At 72.7% G+C, this 19,874-nt stretch carries 15 protein-coding genes and 1 pseudogene; 11 read left to right on the top strand and 5 right to left on the bottom strand.

Annotated elements, in window-relative coordinates:
- Window positions 1-264 (top strand): annotated as a pseudogene (locus A8711_RS17480) (HAD-IB family hydrolase); the annotation flags it as partial.
- An 11-nt stretch (window positions 265-275) separates the two neighbouring features.
- Here A8711_RS17480 and A8711_RS17475 read toward each other — a convergent pair.
- A complete protein-coding gene (locus A8711_RS17475) occupies window positions 276-1,022 on the bottom strand; it encodes an oxidoreductase (RefSeq protein ID WP_043327263.1) in 747 nt (248 codons plus the stop codon).
- Window positions 1,023-1,244: 222 nt separating this feature from the next.
- Between A8711_RS17475 and acs the strand changes: the two genes are divergently transcribed.
- The 5 genes from acs to A8711_RS17450 all read left to right on the top strand — a co-directional run bounded on the left by acs (window position 1,245) and on the right by A8711_RS17450 (window position 10,554).
- On the top strand, window positions 1,245-3,233 hold the full coding sequence (gene acs / locus A8711_RS17470; protein ID WP_043327265.1) for an acetate--CoA ligase: 1,989 nt from the start codon (window positions 1,245-1,247) through the stop codon (window positions 3,231-3,233).
- Between the two features lie 231 nt (window positions 3,234-3,464).
- Complete coding sequence (locus A8711_RS17465) at window positions 3,465-6,248, top strand: immune inhibitor A domain-containing protein (RefSeq protein WP_231915639.1); 2,784 nt, start codon at window positions 3,465-3,467, stop codon at window positions 6,246-6,248.
- Window positions 6,249-6,606: 358 nt separating this feature from the next.
- Window positions 6,607-9,009 (top strand): immune inhibitor A domain-containing protein, encoded by a 2,403-nt coding sequence (locus tag A8711_RS17460; RefSeq protein ID WP_069088826.1) that lies wholly within the window; start codon window positions 6,607-6,609, stop codon window positions 9,007-9,009.
- Between the two features lie 169 nt (window positions 9,010-9,178).
- A complete protein-coding gene (locus A8711_RS17455; RefSeq protein ID WP_069088825.1) occupies window positions 9,179-9,517 on the top strand; it encodes a hypothetical protein in 339 nt (112 codons plus the stop codon).
- A gap of 104 nt (window positions 9,518-9,621) precedes the next feature.
- Window positions 9,622-10,554, top strand: coding sequence for an alpha/beta fold hydrolase (locus tag A8711_RS17450; RefSeq protein ID WP_069088824.1), 933 nt, complete (start codon window positions 9,622-9,624; stop codon window positions 10,552-10,554).
- Window position 10,555: 1 nt separating this feature from the next.
- On the opposite strand, the gene A8711_RS17445 is transcribed toward A8711_RS17450, so the two are convergent.
- Together A8711_RS17445 and A8711_RS17440 are read right to left on the bottom strand one after the other, a co-directional pair.
- A complete protein-coding gene (locus tag A8711_RS17445; RefSeq protein WP_043327276.1) occupies window positions 10,556-10,921 on the bottom strand; it encodes a hypothetical protein in 366 nt (121 codons plus the stop codon).
- A complete protein-coding gene (locus tag A8711_RS17440) occupies window positions 10,918-13,821 on the bottom strand; it encodes an SseB family protein (RefSeq protein WP_069088827.1) in 2,904 nt (967 codons plus the stop codon). The genes A8711_RS17445 and A8711_RS17440 overlap by 4 nt, the downstream gene beginning before the upstream one ends.
- 152 nt (window positions 13,822-13,973) lie before the next feature.
- Between A8711_RS17440 and mycP the strand changes: the two genes are divergently transcribed.
- Window positions 13,974-15,179 carry a type VII secretion-associated serine protease mycosin gene (mycP, locus tag A8711_RS17435; protein ID WP_069088823.1) on the top strand — a complete coding sequence of 402 codons (1,206 nt, stop codon included), beginning with the start codon at window positions 13,974-13,976 and terminating at the stop codon, window positions 15,177-15,179.
- Between the two features lie 46 nt (window positions 15,180-15,225).
- Here mycP and A8711_RS17430 read toward each other — a convergent pair whose 3' ends face one another.
- Entirely contained in the window at window positions 15,226-15,519 is a 294-nt protein-coding gene (locus A8711_RS17430; RefSeq protein WP_043327280.1) for a WXG100 family type VII secretion target, read from the bottom strand.
- Between the two features lie 20 nt (window positions 15,520-15,539).
- Window positions 15,540-15,857 carry a WXG100 family type VII secretion target gene (locus A8711_RS17425; protein ID WP_030503719.1) on the bottom strand — a complete coding sequence of 106 codons (318 nt, stop codon included), beginning with the start codon at window positions 15,855-15,857 and terminating at the stop codon, window positions 15,540-15,542.
- 243 nt (window positions 15,858-16,100) lie between these two features.
- On the opposite strand from A8711_RS17425, the gene eccE reads away from it, so the two are divergent.
- The 4 genes from eccE to rarD all read left to right on the top strand — a co-directional run bounded on the left by eccE (window position 16,101) and on the right by rarD (window position 19,843).
- Window positions 16,101-17,885, top strand: a complete 1,785-nt coding sequence (gene eccE / locus A8711_RS17420) for a type VII secretion protein EccE (RefSeq protein WP_069088822.1) — start codon at window positions 16,101-16,103, stop codon at window positions 17,883-17,885.
- Between the two features lie 59 nt (window positions 17,886-17,944).
- Window positions 17,945-18,331, top strand: coding sequence for a phage holin family protein (locus A8711_RS17415; RefSeq protein ID WP_030503717.1), 387 nt, complete (start codon window positions 17,945-17,947; stop codon window positions 18,329-18,331).
- A gap of 97 nt (window positions 18,332-18,428) precedes the next feature.
- A complete protein-coding gene (locus A8711_RS17410) occupies window positions 18,429-18,917 on the top strand; it encodes a GNAT family N-acetyltransferase (protein WP_064448439.1) in 489 nt (162 codons plus the stop codon).
- Complete coding sequence (rarD, locus tag A8711_RS17405; RefSeq protein WP_069088821.1) at window positions 18,914-19,843, top strand: EamA family transporter RarD; 930 nt, start codon at window positions 18,914-18,916, stop codon at window positions 19,841-19,843. Before A8711_RS17410 ends, rarD begins: the two co-directional genes overlap by 4 nt.
- The last annotated feature ends 31 nt before the right edge of the window (window positions 19,844-19,874 follow it).

The following is a 19,874-nucleotide window of genomic DNA, read 5'->3' as shown; positions in this document are numbered from 1 at the left end:
GACTCGTACTCGGATCGGCCGCTGCTGGAGTGCGTGGGGCACCCGACGGTGGTCAACCCGGACCGGGCGCTGCGCAAGCTGGCGGTGGAGAACTCGTGGCCGGTGCTGGAGTTCCGGCACCCGATTCCGCTGGGCCGCCGCCTGCGTGAGCGGCCGGCCGTGCCGGTCGCGGCCGCGGCGCTCGGTGTCGGAGTCGGCGTGGCCATCGGCATCGCCTGGTACGGCCGGCACCGCCGCACCCGCACCGCCGCGCCGACCGCCTGACACCCGCGACCTCAGGACGCGGCGAGGATCTCGTCGCCGATGAGCGTGATCTGGTCGGCGCCGACCTCGACAGCCGTCATGTAGTGCCGCAGCCAGGAGCGCAGGCCGTCGGGCGTGCCGGTGGCGAACGCGCCGGCCGCGCCCACGTACTCCGGTTCGCGCTCGCGGTGACCGACGTCGACAGCGACCAGCCCGCGGGGGTCGAACCCGGTGGAGATCAGCACCAGCCGGGCGGCGGCGCGGGCCACCACCCCGGACGGGCCGGGGAACGGGCGCAGGTTCAGCAGCTCGCCGTGTACGACGGCGGCCAGCACCAGCGGCGGCACCTTGGTGCCACCGGCGACCAGGGCGGCCAGGCCGTCGAGGCGGGCCGCGACCACCGGGTCGGCGACCGGCCGGCCCAACTCCTCCTCGGTCACCACGTCGCGGGCGGCGAGCACGTGCAGCCGGGCCAGCACCTGCCGGGGCGCCTTGGGCCAGAGGTCGCTGAGCCCGGGCAGCGCTCCGGCCACCCGCAGCGCGCCCTGCATCACCGGGTCGGTGACGGTGCCGGCGCGTACCTCCTCGCGGTCGTGGACGCGGCCCTCCAGCGCGGCGCTGGCCACGGCGGAGCGGAGGCTGACCTCGGCGGCGACCTGGCCGCCCTGGCGGCGCAGCGCGCGGTGCCGGTGGGCCAGGTCGACCCGCTCGCGGGCCTGCTCGACGGCGGGGGCGACGTCGGCGAGCGCGAGCAGCGGGGCGAGCGGATCGGTGGTCACCCCGTCACGCTAGCGACCGCCGGGCTCCCCCCATGCCCGGGGTTGTTAATAAGGGTCCCTTCCTCTACCGGAGGCGTTAACAAGGGGCCCTTCCTTACACCTCGGCGCGAGGGGAGGGCCGCTGGGCGCGCGGTGCGGGGCCGGGCGGTCGCGACCGGGGTACGGCGGGACTAACCTTCCCCGGAGTAGGAGACGCAGGTCACGCGACGAAGGAGTCACCGCATGAGCGAGGCATTGGCCAACTTGCTGAACGAGACGCGCCAGTTCCCGCCGCCGGCTGAACTCGCCGCGAACGCCAACGTGACCGCCGAGGCGTACGAGGAGGCGGCCGGTGACCGGCTGGCCTTCTGGGCGCGTCAGGCCGGCCGGCTGGCCTGGGCCCAGCCGTGGGAGCAGGTGCTCGACTGGTCGAACGCCCCGTTCGCGAAGTGGTTCACCGGGGGCACGCTGAACGTGGCGTACAACTGCCTGGACCGGCACGTCGAGGCGGGCCTCGGCGACAAGGTGGCGATCCACTGGGAGGGCGAGCCCGGCGACACCCGCACCGTCACCTACGCCGACCTGCACCGGCTCACCTGCCAGGCGGCGAACGCGCTGACGGAGCTGGGCGTGACCGCCGGTGACCGGGTGGCGATCTACATGCCGATGATCCCGGAGGCGGCGGTGGCGATGCTCGCCTGCGCCCGGATCGGCGCCACGCACAGCGTGGTGTTCGGCGGCTTCTCCGCGGACGCGCTCACCAACCGGATCCAGGACGCCAGCGCCAAGGTGGTGATCACCGCGGACGGCGGGTACCGGCGGGGCAAGCCGTCGGCGCTCAAGCCGACCGTGGACGAGGCGGTGGCGAAGTGCCCGTCGGTGGAGCACGTGCTGGTGGTGCGGCGTACCGGTGAGGAGGTCGCCTGGTCGGGCAGGGACCACTGGTGGCACGAGACGGTGGAGACGGCGGCGCCGGAGCACGAGGCGCAGCCGTTCGACGCCGAGCACCCGCTGTTCATCCTCTACACCAGCGGCACGACGGCCCGGCCGAAGGGCATCCTGCACACCACCGGCGGCTACCTGACCCAGGCGTCGTACACCACGCACGCGGTGTTCGACCTGAAGCCGGAGTCGGACGTCTACTGGTGCACGGCCGACATCGGCTGGGTGACCGGGCACTCCTACATCGTGTACGGCCCGCTCTCCAACGGCGCCACCCAGGTCATGTACGAGGGCACGCCGGACACCCCGCACAAGGGCCGGTTCTGGGAGATCGTCGACAAGTACAAGGTGACCATCCTGTACACGGCGCCGACGCTGATCCGCACCATGATGAAGTGGGGCGAGGACATCCCGGCCGGGTACGACCTGTCGTCGCTGCGTCTGCTCGGCAGCGTCGGCGAGCCGATCAACCCGGAGGCGTGGATCTGGTACCGGCAGCACGTCGGCCGCGGTGAGCTGCCGGTGGTGGACACCTGGTGGCAGACCGAGACCGGCGCCATCATGATCTCGCCGCTGCCCGGTGTGACCGAGGCGAAGCCCGGCTCGGCGATGGGCCCGCTGCCCGGCATCGTCGCCGACGTGGTGGACGACCAGGGTGAGTCGGTGCCGAACGGCGGCGGCGGTTACCTGGTGCTGAAGGAGCCGTGGCCGTCGATGCTGCGGACGGTGTGGGGCGACGACAACCGCTTCCTGGAGACGTACTGGTCGCGGTTCGGCGCGGGCGCCAACATCGGCGACGAGTGGGTCTACTTCGCCGGTGACGGCGCGAAGAAGGACGACGACGGGCACATCTGGCTGCTCGGCCGGGTGGATGACGTGATGCTGGTGTCCGGCCACAACATCTCCACCACGGAGGTGGAGTCGGCGCTGGTCAGCCACCCGTCGGTGGCGGAGGCGGCGGTGGTCGGCGCGACCGACCCGACCACCGGGCAGGCGATCGTCGCGTTCGCCATCCCGCGCGGCACCGCGGAGACCGCCGGCGACGCGGGCGAGCAGCTCATCGCCGAGCTGCGCAACCACGTGGCGAAGACGCTCGGCCCGATCGCCAAGCCGCGGCAGATCATGCTGGTGCCGGAGCTGCCGAAGACCCGCTCCGGCAAGATCATGCGCCGGTTGCTGCGGGACGTGGCGGAGAACCGGTCGCTCGGCGACGTGACAACGCTCCAGGACTCCTCGGTGATGGAGTTGATCTCGTCGGGGATGAGCGGCGGCAAGTCCGACGAGGACTGACGACAGCCGACCAGGGGGCGGACCGCGGCGCGGTCCGCCCCCTTCGTCGTATCCGGGATCCGCGCCGGTCGATCGGGGGACCCGATCTGACCTGATCGGCCAGAGCACTTTTCCACCACTGTCGATGTCGCTTGTTGTCGGTTACGTTCAGCCGCACCGGCGGATTTCGACGAGCGTCAGTGAGACGGCCGGTTCCCCACCATTCCCTACGAACGGAGTGGCATGCTCCCCATGTCGCAGCACAGGGCACGGCGACGCTTACTCGTCGCGCTGCCCGTCATCGCGCTCGCGGCCACGTCGCTGACCGTGACGGGCAGCGCGGCGGCCCAGCCGTCCCGGTCCGCACCGGTCACGATCGGGGCGGACGAGCACTACATCAACTACGCCGAGCCCGAGGTGCAGCCGGACACCGGCGGCAAGGAGATCAAGGGCCGTGACGGCGTCTTCACCTCGCCCGCGGACGAGGCCCGCGCCTACGACCGCAAGTACGCCGGGGGCAACCCGATCGCGGCCCGTGAGCTGGCCAAGCTGGAGGCCAAGTCCATCCGGACCGGCAAGAGCCCTCGCAAGATCAAGCAGGCAAAGAGTACGCAGACCGCCAAGCTGCTGACGCTGCTCGTCGAGTTCAACGACAACGCCAACGACGACTTCACAGGCGTGATGGTCCCGAAGACGGTGTTCGAGGACCGCACCTGCGTTCCCGGCACGGTGCAGAACGGGCCGCGGCACAACACCATCCCGAACCCGGCCACGCTGCCGCACAAGGACAACAACTCGATGTGGGTGCCGGACTTCTCGCCGGCCCACTACGACAAGATGCTCTACAGCAAGAAGGGCATCACCGAGCGGGTCCGCAAGGACCTCAAGGGGCCGGACGGCAAGCCGGGCATCAGCCTCGCCGGGCGGACCATGCACAACATGTACCTGGAGATGTCCAAGGGCGCGTACACGGTGGACGGGCAGGCCACCCCGTGGATCACGGTGCCGCACTCGGAGGGCTGGTACGCCGCGTCGCGCTGTTTCCAGGACGAGAACGGCAACTGGGTCGCCGGGCGTGAGCAGTCGATGAACGGCCACCCGGACAACCCGCAGGGCGCCGGCCGCCTCGCCACCGACGCGATCGACGCGCTGGCCGCGGCCGACCCGAACTTCCCCTGGGCCGACTACGACATCGAGGACCAGAGCGACCGCGACGGCGACGGCAACTACCACGAGCCGGACGGCGTGATCGACCACCTGGTGCTGGTGCACGCCAACCAGGGCAAGTCCCGTGGCGGCGGCGACATCGGCATCTACTCGGTCTGGGCGCACTCCTCGACGGTGGCCGGCGGCTACACGATCCCCGGCACCAACCTGAAGGTGTCGAACTACATCGTGCAGCCGGAGGACGCCGGCGTCGGCGTCTTCGCCCACGAGTTCGGCCACGACCTGGGCCTGCCGGACCTCTACGACACCTCCGGCAACGCCGACTCGGACGTGGACTTCTGGGACCTGATGGCGTCCGGCTCGCACTCCGGCGAGATCTTCCAGGCGCTGCCCACCCACATGGGCCTGTGGGACAAGTGGGTGCTGGGCTGGGCCGAGCCGAAGACGTTCGGGCCGGGTGACCGGTCCAAACTGGTCAAGCTCGGGCAGACGTCGCGTACGCCGGTCGGCACCGAGGACGGCATCAAGATCGACCTGCCGGACAAGGTGATCTCACTGGCGACGCCGCACAGCGGCGGCAACATGTGGTACTCCGGCGCGGACCAGAACTGGGCCGACGTCAAGCTCAGCCGCACGGTGACCGTCCCGAACGCCGCCGACGCGAAGTTCTGGATGTGGAACAACTACGTCATCGAGGCGGACTGGGACTTCGGCTTCGTCGAGGTCTCCACCGACGGCGGCGCCACCTGGAACGAGCAGAAGGTGTACGCCGAGGGCGGCGCGCTGGTCTCCACAAACGACGGCTACGCCGACCCGAACGGCCGGATGGTCGACTTCGGCAACAAGAAGTACGGCCTGAGCGGCAGCACCGGCGGCTGGCGGCACGACTACGTCGACCTGTCGTCGTTCGCCGGGCAGACCGTGCAGGTGCGGCTGCGGTACGCCACCGACGAGGCGTTCGTCGAGCGCGGCTGGTTCGCCGACGACTTCTCGGTGACCGGCGGCGGCGCCACCACCTGGAGCGACGACGTGGAGAGCGGCGCGGCGGGCTGGACCCAGACCGGCGGCACCTTCACCGACACCAGCGGCGCGGGTTGGTACATCGACTCGGGCACGCAGGTCAAGTCGCACTACTACCTGGCCGAGTGGCGTAACTTCGACGGCTTCGACAACGGCCTGAAGTACACCTACGACACCGTCTACTCGCACGAGGCCTGGAAGGTCGACCGGATCGCGTACAACGCGCCGGGCATGCTGGTCTGGTACCGGGACACCCAGCTCGGCGACGTCAACCACGTCACCGCGCAGATGACCGCGCTGCCCAGCTACGGCGCCAAGGGCGGTCTGCTGATCGTCGACTCGCACAACGACCCGCTGCGCCGCAAGGGCACCGCGGCCGAGAAGGACCCGTCGGTGCTGAAGAACCTGCCCAGCCGGCCGCAGTCCTCCAACGCCGCGTTCGGCCTCAAGCCCACGTACCCGTTCAAGGAGTGCCTGGAGGCGGCGGACGAGCCGTACAGCGAGTACTGCACGAAGTTCGGCCCGCAGGCGCCGGTGAAGGGCTTCACCGACGCCAAGGGCTGGTACCCGGGCATCGAGATCCGTGACGGCGCCGCGTACGCGCGGGACAACGACGCCTCGGTGGTCGTCCCGTCGCGGGGCAACCAGCAGTACACGACCCGGGTGGTGAACCCGGACGGCACTCCGGCGACCGACTACTACGGTTCGACGCTGGGTGGCGGGGCGATCGTGCTCGGCACCGGCAACCCGGGTGACGCGGGCGTCCAGTACGGCGTCTCGATCATCATCAAGCGGGCCGCCAAGGACAACTCGTACGCCCAGGTGTACGTGGTCCCGCCGCGTCCCTGAAACGGGCGCGGTCAAAGCGGAACCGGAATGACCGAAAAATGATCTGATCTAGCTCGATGGGGGAAGGGCCGGGAGCGTGAGCGCTCCCGGCCCTTCCGCGTAACCCATTAATCCATGCATGTCTCTGCAGTCGCGGCTCCGCGCATCGTCGCTGGTCAACGACTCGGTGACGGGCAGGTGTGTGACGGTGAAAAGCGTTCTCAACAAAAAGTTGCAACAAATCGACGCACGCGTCTTCCCACCAGTCGCAGCAGTGTCTATGTTCACCCTTGGTCCCACCAGTGGACCGTTCCACCGGCCCGTACCCCCAGTTGGGCCGGTTCCCTCACACCGGAGGTACCACGTGCGCAAAGTCGCAGTGGGTCTGCTCGGGCTTTCGCTGACCGCGACGGGGCTGGTGGCAGGCACGGCCGCCAGCGCCGCGCCGACGCCGAAGCTGCCGGCCGCCGCTCCGTCGGTGGCCGAGCCTGCGCAGGCTGAGCACGACCTGCCCAACCCGCTCGAGGAGAAGCGGCGCGCGCTGCGCCAGGAAGGCCTCAGCGAGGTCCTGTCCGGCAGGGCGAAGGCCCAGAAGATCAACGGCAGCACGGTCGTCAAGGTCGGCGAGCGGGCCGCCGCCGGTCCCGCGGCGGGCAAGGCAGCCAAGAGCACCAAGGCCGGCAAGGGTCCGACCAAGGACCAGTACGTCGAACTCTCCCGCGAGCGGACCGACAGGATCTTCGTCATCCTCGCGGAGTTCGGCGACGAGCGGCACCCGAACTACCCGGACCAGGACACCGACCCGGACACCCCGGGCCCGACCCGGTTCGACGGTCCGCTCCGCAACCAGATCCCCCAGCCCAACCGCGCGGTGGACAACTCCACGGTCTGGCAGGCGGACTACAGCGCCGACTACTACCGGCAGCTGTACTTCGGCACCAACCCGGGCGACGAGTCGCTGAAGCAGTACTACGAGGCCCAGTCCTCGGGTCGGTACAGCGTCGACGGCGAGGTCACCAACTGGGTGAAGGTGCGGTACAACGAGGCTCGCTACGGCCGCTCCGGCGGCTACCYGTGTGCCTCGAACGTCTGCACCAACACCTGGGCCCTGGTCCGCGACGCCGCCAACCAGTSGGTCGCCGACCAGAAGGCGCAGGGCCGCTCCGACGCGGAGATCGCCGCGGACGTCAAGGCGATGGACCAGTGGGACCGGTACGACTTCGACGGCGACGGCGACTTCAACGAGCCGGACGGCTACATCGACCACTTCCAGATCGTCCACGCCGGCGGCGACGAGGCCGACGGTGACCCGTACCAGGGTGAGGACGCCATCTGGAGCCACCGGTGGTACGCCTTCGCCAGCGACCAGGGCAACACCGGCCCGGAGAACTTCCCGGCCGGCGGCACCCAGATCGGCAACACCGGCGTCTGGATCGGTGACTACACGATCCAGCCGGAGAACGGTGGCCGGAGCGTCTTCTACCACGAGTACGGCCACGACCTCGGTCTGCCGGACGACTACAACGTGGTCAGCGGTGGGGACAACAACAACGAGCACTGGACCCTGATGGCCCAGAGCCGGCTCGGCGCCAAGAACGACGGCGGCATCGGCGAGCGCGGTGGCGACCTCGGCGCCTGGAACAAGCTCCAGCTCGGCTGGCTCGACTACGAGGTGATCGTGGCCGGCCAGAAGCGCACCCTGGAACTCGGGCCGCAGGAGTACAACTCCAACAAGGCCCAGGGCGCCGTGGTGGTGCTGCCGCAGCGGGAGTACACGTTCCAGAACGGCAAGCCGTTCGAGGGTACGAAGCAGTTCTTCTCGGGCAACGACGACGACCTGAACAACACGATGACGCGCACTGTCGACCTCACCGGGAAGACCAGCGCCGCGCTGTCGATGAAGGGTCGCTACAGCATCGAGGCGGACTACGACTACCTGTTCTTCGAGGCGTCCACCGACGGTGGCCAGACCTGGACCTCGCTGCCCGGTACGGCCAACGGCACCCCGCTGAAGGAGATCTCCCCCGGGCGCTACGCCCTGGACGGCTCCAGCAACGACCAGTGGGTCGACGTCAACATCCCGATGGACGCGGTCGCCGGCAAGGTCGTGCAGTTCCGGCTCCGCTACCAGACGGACGGCGGCGTGTCCGAGGGCGGCTTCTACGGTGACGCGATCACCGTGACCGCCGACGGTCAGACCCTCCTCACCGACGGCGCCGAGGCCGGTGCCAACGGCTGGACCCTCAGCGGCTTCAGCATCGTCGAGGAGACCTACACCCGTAAGTTCGACAACTACTACATCGCCGGTCACCGGTCGTACGTCTCGTACGACAAGTACCTCAAGACCGGCCCGTACTTCTTCGGCTACGCGAACACCCGCCCGGACTACGTGGACCACTACGCGTACCAGGAGGGTCTGCTGATCTCCTACTGGAACCTGCGGTTCGCGGACAACGACACGTTCGCGCACCCGGGTGAGGGTCGGAACATGATCATCGACGCGCACCCGCGGCCGATCTACAACCTGACCGGCCAGCCCTGGCGGGCCCGTGTCCAGGTCTACGACGCGCCGTTCAGCCTGAAGAAGGCCGACTCGTTCACGCTGCACATCAACAGCCAGCCGCAGTACATCCGCGGTCAGGACGCGCAGCCGCTGTTCGACGACACCAAGCAGTACTGGTACCCGGAGCTGCCGAACCACGGCGTCAAGCTCCCGGCCACCGGCACCAAGATCAAGGTCCTGGAGCAGAACGGCACCTCGCTGAAGGTCCGCTTCTCCTGATCCACTGATCGACGCGCCACGCGATGCCCGGGCGGGCTCACCGCCCGGGCATCGCCCTTTCCGGGAACCCGGCGTACCCCGCCCGCGTCCCATCCGTTCGACACCCGCCCCACGCTGCCGGCCGCCCCACGATGGCGCTGATCGACGGCGCGGCCGAGACGGAGGATCCGTGTCCGACGACCACCAGCCGGCCGCGAGCGGCGCCGGCGCGCCCGCCGACCGGCCCGCGCCGCTGTCCGCCACCGAACTGCCGACGCTGCGGCGTCCCGCCGGCCCGCCGAGGAAGCCGACCGACAACCGCCCGGCCGGCGTCGTCGCCGGATGGATCACCCGGGGCGGCGCCGGACCCTGCTACGGCCTGATGGACGAGAACGGCACGGAGTACGCCGTGTACGGCCCGAACGCCGGGGAGTTGCGCAAGGGCGACTTCGTCTCACTGCGGCTCACCGCACGGGACCGCTCGGTGGACTGCGGGCCCGGCATCCCCATGCGCGTCGCCGAATCCTGACCCCGCAAGCGGTCGCCGGGCCGCATGGGTCACCTCCCGGAGAAATCCCTGATCCTGGTCACCTGCGAGCCCGATGCGCGATCGGCGGCCCTAGGCTGTGCCCCATGACCGACCAGCGCGGCGGACCCGTCGACGAGTCCTGCGTCCTGCCCGAGGGGCCGTGGACGCACCGGTTCGTCGGCGCCAACGGCAGCCGGTTCCACGTCGTCGAGGCGGGCGCCGGTCCGATGGTGCTCTTCCTCCACGGCTTCCCCGAGTACTGGTACGCCTGGCACGAGATGCTGCCGGCGGTCGCGGACGCGGGCTTCCGGGCGGTCGCCGTCGACCTGCGCGGCTACGGCGCGAGCGACAAACCACCCCGGGGGTACGACGGCTACACGCTCGCCGCCGACGTCGCCGGCCTGATCCGCGCACTCGGCGAGCGATCGGCCACGGTGGTCGGCACCGGCGCGGGCGGGCTCATCGCCTGGACCGCCGCCTCCTTCCACCCGACCCTGGTCCGGCGGCTCGTGGTGCTCGGCGCGCCGCACCCGCTGCGGCTGCGGGCCGCCATCTTCGCCGACCCGCGCGGCCAGTTCGCCTCGGCCACCGCGACGCTCAAGTTCCAGCTCCCCCGCTACGAGCACGTCCTGACCCGGGACGACGCCGCCGAGGTGGAGGAGATCCTGCGCCGGTGGGGCGGCCCGCGCTGGGCGGACAGCTCCGACTTCGCCGCCTACGCCCACTGCTGCCGGGTCGCGATGCAGATCCCGCAGGCCGCGTTCTGCGCGATGGAGGGCTACCGCTGGGCGTTCCGCTCGGTGCTGCGGCTGCACGGCTACCGCTTCGTGAAGCTGATGCAGAAGCCGCTCGTCACGCCGACCCTGCAACTGCACGGCGCGCTGGACCGCGCGTCGCTGCCCCGTACCGCCCAGGGCTCCGGCCGCTACGTCAGCGCGCCGTACGAGTGGCGGCTGCTCGACGACGTGGGGCACTTCCCCCACGTGGAGGCCCGTGACCTGGTGCTCGGCGAGGTCCTGCGCTGGGCGAAGTCCTGACTCAGACCCGCTGCTCGCCCAGGTCGGCCACCTCGGTCGCGGGCGCCCAGCCCTGGTAGACACCGAAATCGAACGCCTCCAGCCCCATCGCCTCGGCCACCGGCCAGCGCCCACCCGTGTACTCCAGCCGCAGCCAGCCCTCGTGCTCGGCCAGCACGATGAACGGCTGTCCCTGCCAGGTGCAGGTGGTCCGCACGTACGCGAGATCGTCGACCTCGGCCGCCGGCACCACCCGGACGTACCGGCCGGGGCGTACCTCGGTGAACCCCTCCTCCGGGCCGGGCTGGTAGAGGCGGACCTCGTCCCCGGCGGGGCTGGCCTGGTACTCCCGCCCCCGCCAGCGGGCCACGTAGCCGTCGCGGGTCACGCCTCGTCCGCCTTCCGCCAGACCAGCGCGTCGGTGTCCAGGACCGCGACCAGCCGCGTGGCGCCGTCCGCGCCGAGCCGCCACAGCTCGGCGCCGTGCGGCAGGCGGGCGCTGTCCACCTTGAACTCGGCGATCACGTCGCTGCTCTCCCCCGGGGCGAAGCCGTTGCCGCGGAACGGCGGTCGCTCGATCACCCAGCCCTCCATCGCCCGCATCGCGGCCTCGTTCGGCCCGCCGTAGGGGATCCGGTAGAGGCTCGGCCGGTAGGCCGGCCAGCGCAGGAGGTAGATCTCCTCGTCGTCCGGGGAGAACGGCGAACCCGGGTGGCCGAGCCCGAGCGCCCGGTACAGCTCCGCCGGGCTGTTCAGGTGCGCCAGTTCCCCGGCCCGGTGCACGAAGCCGGAGACCCGGTCGTAGCCACGCTCCAGGTAGTACGCGAGCTGGCTCGCCGCGATCGCCTTCTGCATGGTCACCGGCTGGTTCGCGGCGATCGTCGGCGCCTCCGGGCGCTGTCGTTCCGCCGGCTGCGGCGCGGCGGCCGGCTCCGGGTCGTCGCCGAGGCCCACCTCGGCCGCCCAGTTGGCGAGCGCGAGAACCTGCTCCCCCGGGTACGTCGCGCCGACCGGGCTGCCCGGGTTCACCCGGAACGACCAGGACACGTCCGGCCACTTGCGAATGAGCTGGACGAACTTGACCCGTACCGTCTCGACCGCGTCTCCGGCGTGCTCGGCGAGGCGTTCCGGGGAGGTGTAGACCGAGACGGACGTCTCGCCGTCCACCGGCTCGGTGTGCCAGACGAACCCCGGCTCACCCGGCCGGCTGCCCGCGGCCGAGTCGGGCGCGGCCGGCAGCAGCACCCGGGCCAGCAGCAGGGTGGTGAGGAAGCCGTCGGTGCTCCCGCTGCCCGCGGCGGCCAGCAACTCCTCCTCCACGTTGTTCGCCGGCACGAAGTCGGCCGGAGCGGCGGCGCTCACCGGGTCGCCGTCGATCGGCGCCGGCTCCGCCAGGGGCGCGGGCGGCGCCGAGGTGTCCGGCGTCTCGTGCGGGGTGGACAGCGCGACGGTCGGCTCACCCGGCGCGAACAGCGACGTGGTGACGGAGTCGTCGAAGGCCGCCGGTTCGGCCTCGGTGGCCGGCTGCGTGGCCGGCTCGGCGTCGGCGGCCGGCTCGAAGAGCGACACGGTGGCCTGTTCCCCGGCGGTGGCCGGCGCGAACAGGGCCGCCGTCTGCTCGGGCGGCGTCGGCGCGAACAGCGAGGTGGTCGGCTCGGCAGCCGGCGTGTGCGCCTCGAACAGGGAAACAGTGGGTTCGGCCGTCGAGGTGAACGACACCGTCGGATCGTCGAGCCGCCCGGCCCGGTCGAACGGCGCCGTCTCGGCCGGCGCAACGGTGTGGGCGGCCTCGGTGAGGTTCATCGTCTCGTCGCCGGTCGTCAGCAGCGGGTCGGCCGGGAGCGGCGCGGTCGGGTCACCGGCCCAGGGTGCCGCCGCGTGATCGGCCGGCGCGGCACGCACCGGGTCGGCGTACTGCGCGGACCAGGGCTGATCGGGCTCGGTCAGGTCGCGGGCCTCGATGACCGTGCCCTCGATGACGATGGGGGTGAAGTCCCGGCGCGGCGCGGGCGGGCTCGACACCGGCTCGGCGATCGAGGGCGACAGCGCCTCCGTCGGGTCCTCGGCAGCGTTCCAGGGCGGGGCCTCCCGGTCGGGGCCGACCGGGTCGGCCCACGTGTCCGTCGCGGGGGTCGCAGGGCCGGAGTGACGCCGGGGCAGCGTCCCGATGGCGTCCTCGGGTGGGCGGCTCGGCCGGAACGCCTGGGTCGCCTCGTCGGTCCGGAGCGCCGGAGGCGACTCGTCCGCCTGCGCCGCGAACGCCTGGGTGGGGTCCTCCCGTACCGGCTCGTTCAGCGGACGGCGACGCGGAAACGGCTGGCCACCGGCGAACCGGGTCGGCGGGGTGGCCCGGTCGGCGGCCCGCCGTGGCGCGTCCAGCGGTGACGGGCGCCGGGCCGAGCGACCGGAGGCGGGCTCGAAGAAGGACCGCGACGGTGGCGGTGGCGTGGGGGTCGGCGGCGGCTCGTCGGTCGACGCGGGCTCGGCGGCGAAGGGGTCCGGCTCGTCGGGGCGGCGGCGCAGGTCGGTGAGCCAGCCGTCCAGGGCGTCCGTACCCGGTTCGTCGCCCGGGTCGGCGCGGCCCGGGCTGTCCCGGTCCGGCTCCCGGCGGCGGGGCGGCACGGTCGGCAGCCGCCGCCCCAGCACCGAACCGCCGCGTACCGGCACCGTCGGCGGCTCGTCGTCCGCAGTCCGCCGTCCGCCCCGGTCGCCCGGCACCGCCGGAGGCGGCACCGCGGGAGGCGGAACGGCTGCGGGTGGAACCGCGGGAGCCGGAACGACAGGGGGCGGGACGGCGGCCGGCGGGACGGGTACGGCGGACGGGCGGGGCGCGGAATCGGGTACGCCGTTGCGCGCGCTCCGGGCCGCGCCCTCCACCCGCTCCAGCCGGGCCCGAGCGCCCATGGTCCGCCCGGGCAGCCGGACGTCGCCCCGGGAGAGCTGGGCGACGTACCAGGCGGGCAGGTAGCCCTCGATCGGCAGCCCGGGGTTGACCGCCAGCCACCACTCCGGGTTGGGCCAGCCGTCCGCCAGTTCCGGGTAGGGCACACGGCGGGCCGTGCCGGCGTTCTCCCCCAGGCTGGCCCGCAACGCGGCGGCGGAGGTGAAGGCGAGCACGTGCGTGCGGCCGCCGGAGGTCCAGGTGCCCCATCCGCCGGCCGGGCCGCCCGTGACCGGCAGGAACAGATCGACGCGCGTCAGCACCCGAAAGTACTGCTGCTGGTCCTGGGCGCGCAGCGCGTCCCGCATCGCCACCTCGGCCTCGGTGGCCGGCTCCCATCCGGTCACGGCCACCTCTCCTTCCGCGAACAGGCCACAGGCATCGCCTACAACCTACAAGGTGGCAGCAAGATCAGGACTTCTGGCCATCGACGGTCCGCCCCGATGTCCACGAGGCGATAACATCCCGTCCCGGAGCCGACACGTTACGGAGGTCGTCGATGTATCGGCCTGTCGCGCACCCGGCCGTGGCCGCCCTGGCGACGCTCCTCGCCGTCGGGTCTCCGGTCGCCCCCGCGGCGGCTCGCGCGCCGGCCGGCTGTGCCTCGCCACCCGCCCCGGCGCGGCCGGTCGCGCAACAGCCGTGGCCGCAGCAACGGTACGCCCCGGACCGGCTCGCCCCGCTCGCCACCGGCGCCGGAGTCGTGGTCGCGGTGATCGACTCGGGCGTGGACCGGTCCCATCCGCAGCTCGCCGGGCGCGTCCTGTCCGGCGCCGACTTCCTCGACCCGGGCGGGGACGGCACCCGGGACTGCGCCGGGCACGGCACCGGTGTCGCGAGCATCGTCGCCGCCGCCCCGCAGCCCGGCGTCGCGTTCCGCGGCCTCGCGCCGGACGCGCGCATCCTCCCGGTACGGGTGAGCGAGCAGCAGGTGGTCGAGGGGCGGGAGTCGGGGCGTACCGTCGACGCGGCCGGTTTCGCCCGGGCGATCCGGTGGGCGGTGGACCACGACGCCGACGTGCTCAACCTGTCGGTCGTGCTGTACGCGGACGACCCCGACGTGCGCGCCGCCGTCGCGTACGCGCTGCGACAGGACGTGGTGGTGGTGGCCGCCGCCGGGAACCTGCACGACAACGGCGATCCCCAGCCCTACCCGGCCGCGTACGACGGCGTGCTGGGGGTGGGCGCGATCGGCCCGGACGGCACCCGCTCGGCGTTCTCCCAGACCGGCCCGTACGTCGACGTGGTCGCCCCGGGCAGCGAGGTGCTGATGGCGGCGCCCCGCCAGGGACACCACCGGGCGGAGGGCACCAGCTACGCCACTCCGTTCGTGGCCGGCACCGCGGCGCTGCTGCGTCAGTACCGGCCCCGGCTGAGCGCGGACGAGGTGGCCGCCCGGATCGTGGCCGCCGCCGACCCGGCCCCGGGACGGGAGACCGGCTACGGCGCGGGGGTGCTCAACCCGTACCGGGCGGTGACCGAGTCGGCGGGCGTGGTGGACTCCCGGCCCCGGCCGGGCGCCGCGCTGCCCGCCGACCGGCCGGATCCGGCCGCGCTGGCCCGCGAGGCTCGCCGCGGGACGGCCCGGGACCGGGCGCTGCTGACCGCCGCCGTCGTGGGCGGGACCGTGGCACTCGTGGCGGCGCTCGCCCTGGTGCTGCCGCGCGGAGCACGGCGCCGCTGGCGGGCGGCCGACCCGGCCTGAACCGCCGTGCGGCCCGGATCGGCAGACCCGGGCCGCACGGGACGCTTCACTGGAACAGGTTGGTGTTGCGCTTCTCGGTGTCGAGGTAGTCGGCCGCGGAATCCTCCACCGCGAGCTTGATGTCGCGCAGCATCGCCTGCAGGTCCTGCGAGGCGGCCCGCCACCGGGACTGCCGCACCTCGTACGCCTCGCGGGCGGCGCCGTTCCAGCTCGCCACCAGCGGGGCGGCGTCGCGCTCCAACTGGCCGAGCTGGCTCTCCAGGGTGGACAGCGCCCGTTGGATGTCGGCGCCGGCCTGTTGCAGGGCGGCGAAGTTGACGACCAGCACACCGTGCTCCATGAGTTCGATCCTTCCGGTTGTCAGAGCGGCAGCTGGATGCCGCGGTTGGTGCCCGCCACCCGGCCGGCGGCCTCGGTGTCGGACAGGTCGTACTGCCGGCCGGCGGTGCGGATCGCGGTGGCGGTCTCCCGCAGCGCCCGCTGCAGGGCCGCCTGGTCCTGCGCCCACTGCTGCTTGACCTGCGCGAACGAGCGCCCTCCGGCGCCCCGCCAGGCCTGCTGCAGCACCTCCAGCTCGGCCATCAGGCCGCTGAGCATGGTCTGCAGCGACTGGTCGACCTGCTCGAACTTCGCGGCGGTCTGCTGCATCACCGCGGCTTCTGCCTGGGTCTGGGACATCCCGGACGTCACCTCGTCTCCTCGGTCGTGGCTGGTCACCCCGGTGACCACCGTGGACTCGCCGGGGGCGCCCGGGGCCGGTGGAGGGGAAGACCAGGCGGCGGACACGCGACTCGACGATTTCGTCGCTGACGGTAGCCGCCCCACTCCGGTTCTGCTACCCCCTCGGGCTCCCCTGTGGACAACTCGGCCATTACGATGTGCCACGGTGACGTCACAGCGGGACCCGGGCGAGGAGGTGCGGTGGCCGCGACGACAACGACCCGGCCGGCCGCGTCCGCCCCACTGTGGACACGGCGGCCGGGCGCGCGGCAGCGGGCCGGTCAGGTCGTGGCGACACAGGTCGCGGCGGCCGTGCTGGTGGCCGCCGCCGGGCGGGGCTTCGTGGCGACCGCCGCCGCGCTGCTCACCGCCGCGCTGATGCTGCCGGCCGCGTGGATCCGGGTACGCGGCCGCTGGCTGCACGAATGGCTCGTCACCGCCGTCGCGTACCTGACCCGGCGCCGCGCCCTGCCGTCGGCCGCCGATCCGGCGGCGCTGCTGGAACTGGTCCGGCCGGGGGCGGTGGCCGGCTCCACCGAGCTGGCCGGCGGTCCGGCCGCGGTGCTGCACGACGCCGCCGGCCTGACCGCGCTGCTGGAACTCGGCGACCCGGACGACCTGCTCGGTGACCACGCGCGCCGGCTGCCCGTACCGTCCGACCTGCTCCCGCCGAGCGGCCCGGACGCCCCAGCGGTCCGGTTGCAGCTCGTCTTCTCGTCCTCCCCCGCGCCCGTGCCGGCCGTCGCGGGCGGTCCCGCCGGGACGTCCTACCGGCAGCTCACCGACGGCCGGGTGCCGGGGCGGACGCGCGCGGTCCTGGCCGTCCAGGTGTTGCGGGCGGACGGCTGGCCGGACGAGGAGTTGCTGCGGGCGCTCTCCGGCACGCTGCGGCGGATCGTCCGCCGGCTCGGGCCGCTCACCGCCCGGCCGCTCGGCGGGGACGCGGCGCTGCGGGTGATCGCAGAGCTGGCCCATCACGAGCCCGGCGCCCCGGTCCGGGAGACGTGGCCGCTGCTCACCGTGGGCGGGCTGGCGCAGGCCACCTGGCGACTGCGCCGGTGGCCCGATCCGCGGGGCGAGCCCTCCCCGGGGCTGGTCACCCGGCTGCTCGCGGTGCCCGCCACCGCCACCACCGTCGCGCTGACGGTCGGACCCCGCGCCGGGACGAATCCGGCCCCGGCCGAGCTGGCGGTGCGGGTCGCCGCCGGCAGCGCGGACGAGTTGTCGGCGGTGGATCGGACGCTTCGGCGCGTCGCCGGTGACGTCGGCGGGGAGCTGCGCCGGCTCGACGGGGAGCACCTGGCCGGGCTCGCCGCCACGCTGCCGCTCGGGGTGACCGGTGGGTCCGGGTCGCCGCCGCCCGCACTGGAACTGCCCCCGGCCACCGCCGGCCTGATGGTGGGCGCCAACCGCCACGGCGCCGCGCTCACCGTGCGCCTGTTCCGGCCCGCCCCGACACGGGTGCTGCTGATCGGCGGTGTGCCGGCCGCTCAACTGCTCGTGCTGCGGGCGCTGGCGCTGGGTGCCCGGGTGGCGGTGCAGACCGGCCGTCCCCGGGCCTGGGAGCCGTTCGTCCGCGGCGTCGGGACGCTCGGTGGCGGCGTACCGCTGCTTCCGCCGGGGCGTCCGCCCGGCGGCGCGCCCGCCTCACCGCTGTGCCCGCTGCTGGTGGTGGTCGACGTCGGCCCGGTGCCGCCGGAGGCCGGGCCGGACGCGGCCTGGCAGTCCGTGCTCGTGGTCCGCGACGAGCTGACCGCGGCCGACACGGCGACGCTGGCCCGCGCCGACCTGGCGATCCTGCAGCCACTCGACCCGGACGAGGCGGCGCTGGCCGGAGCGGCGCTCGGGCTCGGCGGATCCGCCGACTGGTTGACCCGCATCCGCGACGACATGGTGGCGGTGGTCAACCGGCGGGCCCTGCGGTGGGCGCTGCTCTCACCGACGCCTGTGGAGTCGCAACTGGTCGGTCGCCCGGCGCGACGCTGAGGCGCGCGGGGGCGTCACGCTGCTTTCCCTGGTGGTACGTCCGTGGCACGATCCCGGCCATGGATTTCCTGAAGGGTCTTCTGATTCGTGTGGGCTCGACGGCAGTGGCGTTCTGGCTCGCCACGCTGCTCATCCCCGGCATCTCGCTGGACTCCGGGTCGGCCACCGAGACCGTGATCACGCTGGTTCTCGTCGCGGTGATCTTCGGAGTGGTCAACGCGGTGCTCCAGCCGATCATCAAGACCGTGGGTTGCGGCTTCTACCTGCTCACCCTCGGTTTGATCGCGCTCGTGGTGAACGGCCTGCTCTTCCTGCTCACCAGTTGGATCGCCGGTGAGGCCGGGTTGCCCTTCCACGTGGACGGGTTCTGGCCGGAGGCGGTGCTGGGCGCGCTGTTCGTCGGCATCGTCACCTGGATCCTGGGCGCCGTCCTCGACCGCGACTGACACCCCCGGCCCCGGCCCGGCGCGACGGCGACCGGCCGGGGCCACCAGGAGGGAATTGGCTGGCGAGCGGCCCGGGTGTCGGCGCTAGCGTCGGCGGGTGTTCACTGTGACCCGCGCGGACGGCTACCAGATCAGCACCGACCCGGACCGGATCGACCTGGACCGGGTGCACGCCTGGCTCGCCGGCGACGCCTACTGGGCGCGGGGGCGGGAGCGGGAGACGGTCGCGCGCTCGTTCGCCGGCTCGATCGGCTTCGGCGTCTACCGCCCCGGTGACGGCCGGCAGGTCGCTGTCGCCCGGGTGGTCACCGACCGCGCCACGTTCGCCTGGCTCTGCGACGTCTACGTCGACCCGGCCGAGCGCGGTCGCGGACTGGGCACCTGGCTGGCCGGCGCGGTCCGCGACCACCTGGCCGAGCTGGGCGTACGCCGGATCCTGCTGGCGACGCTCGACGCGCACGGGGTCTACGCGAAGCTCGGCTTCCGCCCGGTCGCGCCGGATCGGTGGATGGAGCTGGATCAGCGGGTGACGCCGGTCACCGATAAGGATCAGCAGACAGATCCACCACTTACGGTGGAGCGGTGAACCAGCTCCGGCTCGGCTACCTGTACGGCGTCGGCGCGTACCTGATCTGGGGTTTCTTCCCGATCTACCTGAAGCTGCTGCGCCCGGCCGGGCCGATGGAGATCCTCGCGCACCGGATCCTCTGGTCGGTGGCGTTCGTGGCGTTGCTGCTGGCCGCCACGCGGCACGCCGGTTTCCTGCGCAGGCTGGCCGGGCGGCCGCGGGCGCTCGCCGGCATCGGGCTCGCCGCCGCGCTGATCGCCGTCAACTGGGGCACGTACATCTACGGCGTGAACTCCGACCGGGTGGTGGAGACGGCGCTCGGGTACTTCATCAACCCGCTGGTGTCGGTGCTGTTCGGCGTCTTCCTGCTGCGCGAACGGCTGCGACCGGCGCAGTGGGCGGCGCTCGGCGTCGGCGGGCTCGCGGTGGCGGTGCTCGCCGTCGACTACGGCCGGCTGCCCTGGCTGGCGCTCACCCTGGCGTTCAGCTTCGCCGGGTACGGCCTGGTCAAGAAGCGCCTCGCGCTGCCCGCCACGGAGGGGCTGTTCGTGGAGTCGGCGGTGCTGGCGCTGCCCGCGCTGGCGTACCTGGGCTGGCTGTCGGCGCGCGGCGACTCGACGTTCGGGCACGTCTCGGCCGGGCACACCGCGCTGCTGGTGCTGGCCGGCGCCGCCACCGCGATCCCGCTGCTGCTGTTCGCCGGGGCGGCGAACCGGCTGCCGCTGTCCACTGTCGGCATGCTGCAATATCTGGCCCCGATCCTCCAGCTCGGCTGCGGCGTGCTGATCTTCCACGAGCCGATGCCCGCGGTCCGGCTGGCCGGCTTCGCGCTGGTGTGGCTGGCCCTGATGGTCTTCACCGCCGACGCCCTGCGCCACTCCCACCGCACCCGCCAGTCCACCCGCAATCCCACCCCGGCCGCCGCACCCACCCCGTCCCGTTGATCTTGCACTTACCGCCCCGGCGAAAGGGACC

Source organism: Micromonospora sp. II, assembly GCF_001709195.1.
Lineage (GTDB): Bacteria > Actinomycetota > Actinomycetes > Mycobacteriales > Micromonosporaceae > Micromonospora > Micromonospora chalcea.
This window is presented reverse-complemented; position numbering and strand designations above follow the sequence as displayed.

Bases quoted from the DNA above. Each gene is read 5' to 3' on its own strand.
- acs (WP_043327265.1), top strand. From the start codon at position 1,245: ATGAGCGAGGCATTGGCCAACTTGCTGAACGAGACGCGCCAGTTCCCG.
- A8711_RS17465 (WP_231915639.1), top strand. From the start codon at position 3,465: ATGTCGCAGCACAGGGCACGGCGACGCTTACTCGTCGCGCTGCCCGTC.
- A8711_RS17450 (WP_069088824.1), top strand. From the start codon at position 9,622: ATGACCGACCAGCGCGGCGGACCCGTCGACGAGTCCTGCGTCCTGCCC.
- mycP (WP_069088823.1), top strand. From the start codon at position 13,974: ATGTATCGGCCTGTCGCGCACCCGGCCGTGGCCGCCCTGGCGACGCTC.
- A8711_RS17430 (WP_043327280.1), bottom strand. From the start codon at position 15,519: ATGGAGCACGGTGTGCTGGTCGTCAACTTCGCCGCCCTGCAACAGGCC.
- A8711_RS17425 (WP_030503719.1), bottom strand. From the start codon at position 15,857: ATGTCCCAGACCCAGGCAGAAGCCGCGGTGATGCAGCAGACCGCCGCG.
- A8711_RS17415 (WP_030503717.1), top strand. From the start codon at position 17,945: ATGGATTTCCTGAAGGGTCTTCTGATTCGTGTGGGCTCGACGGCAGTG.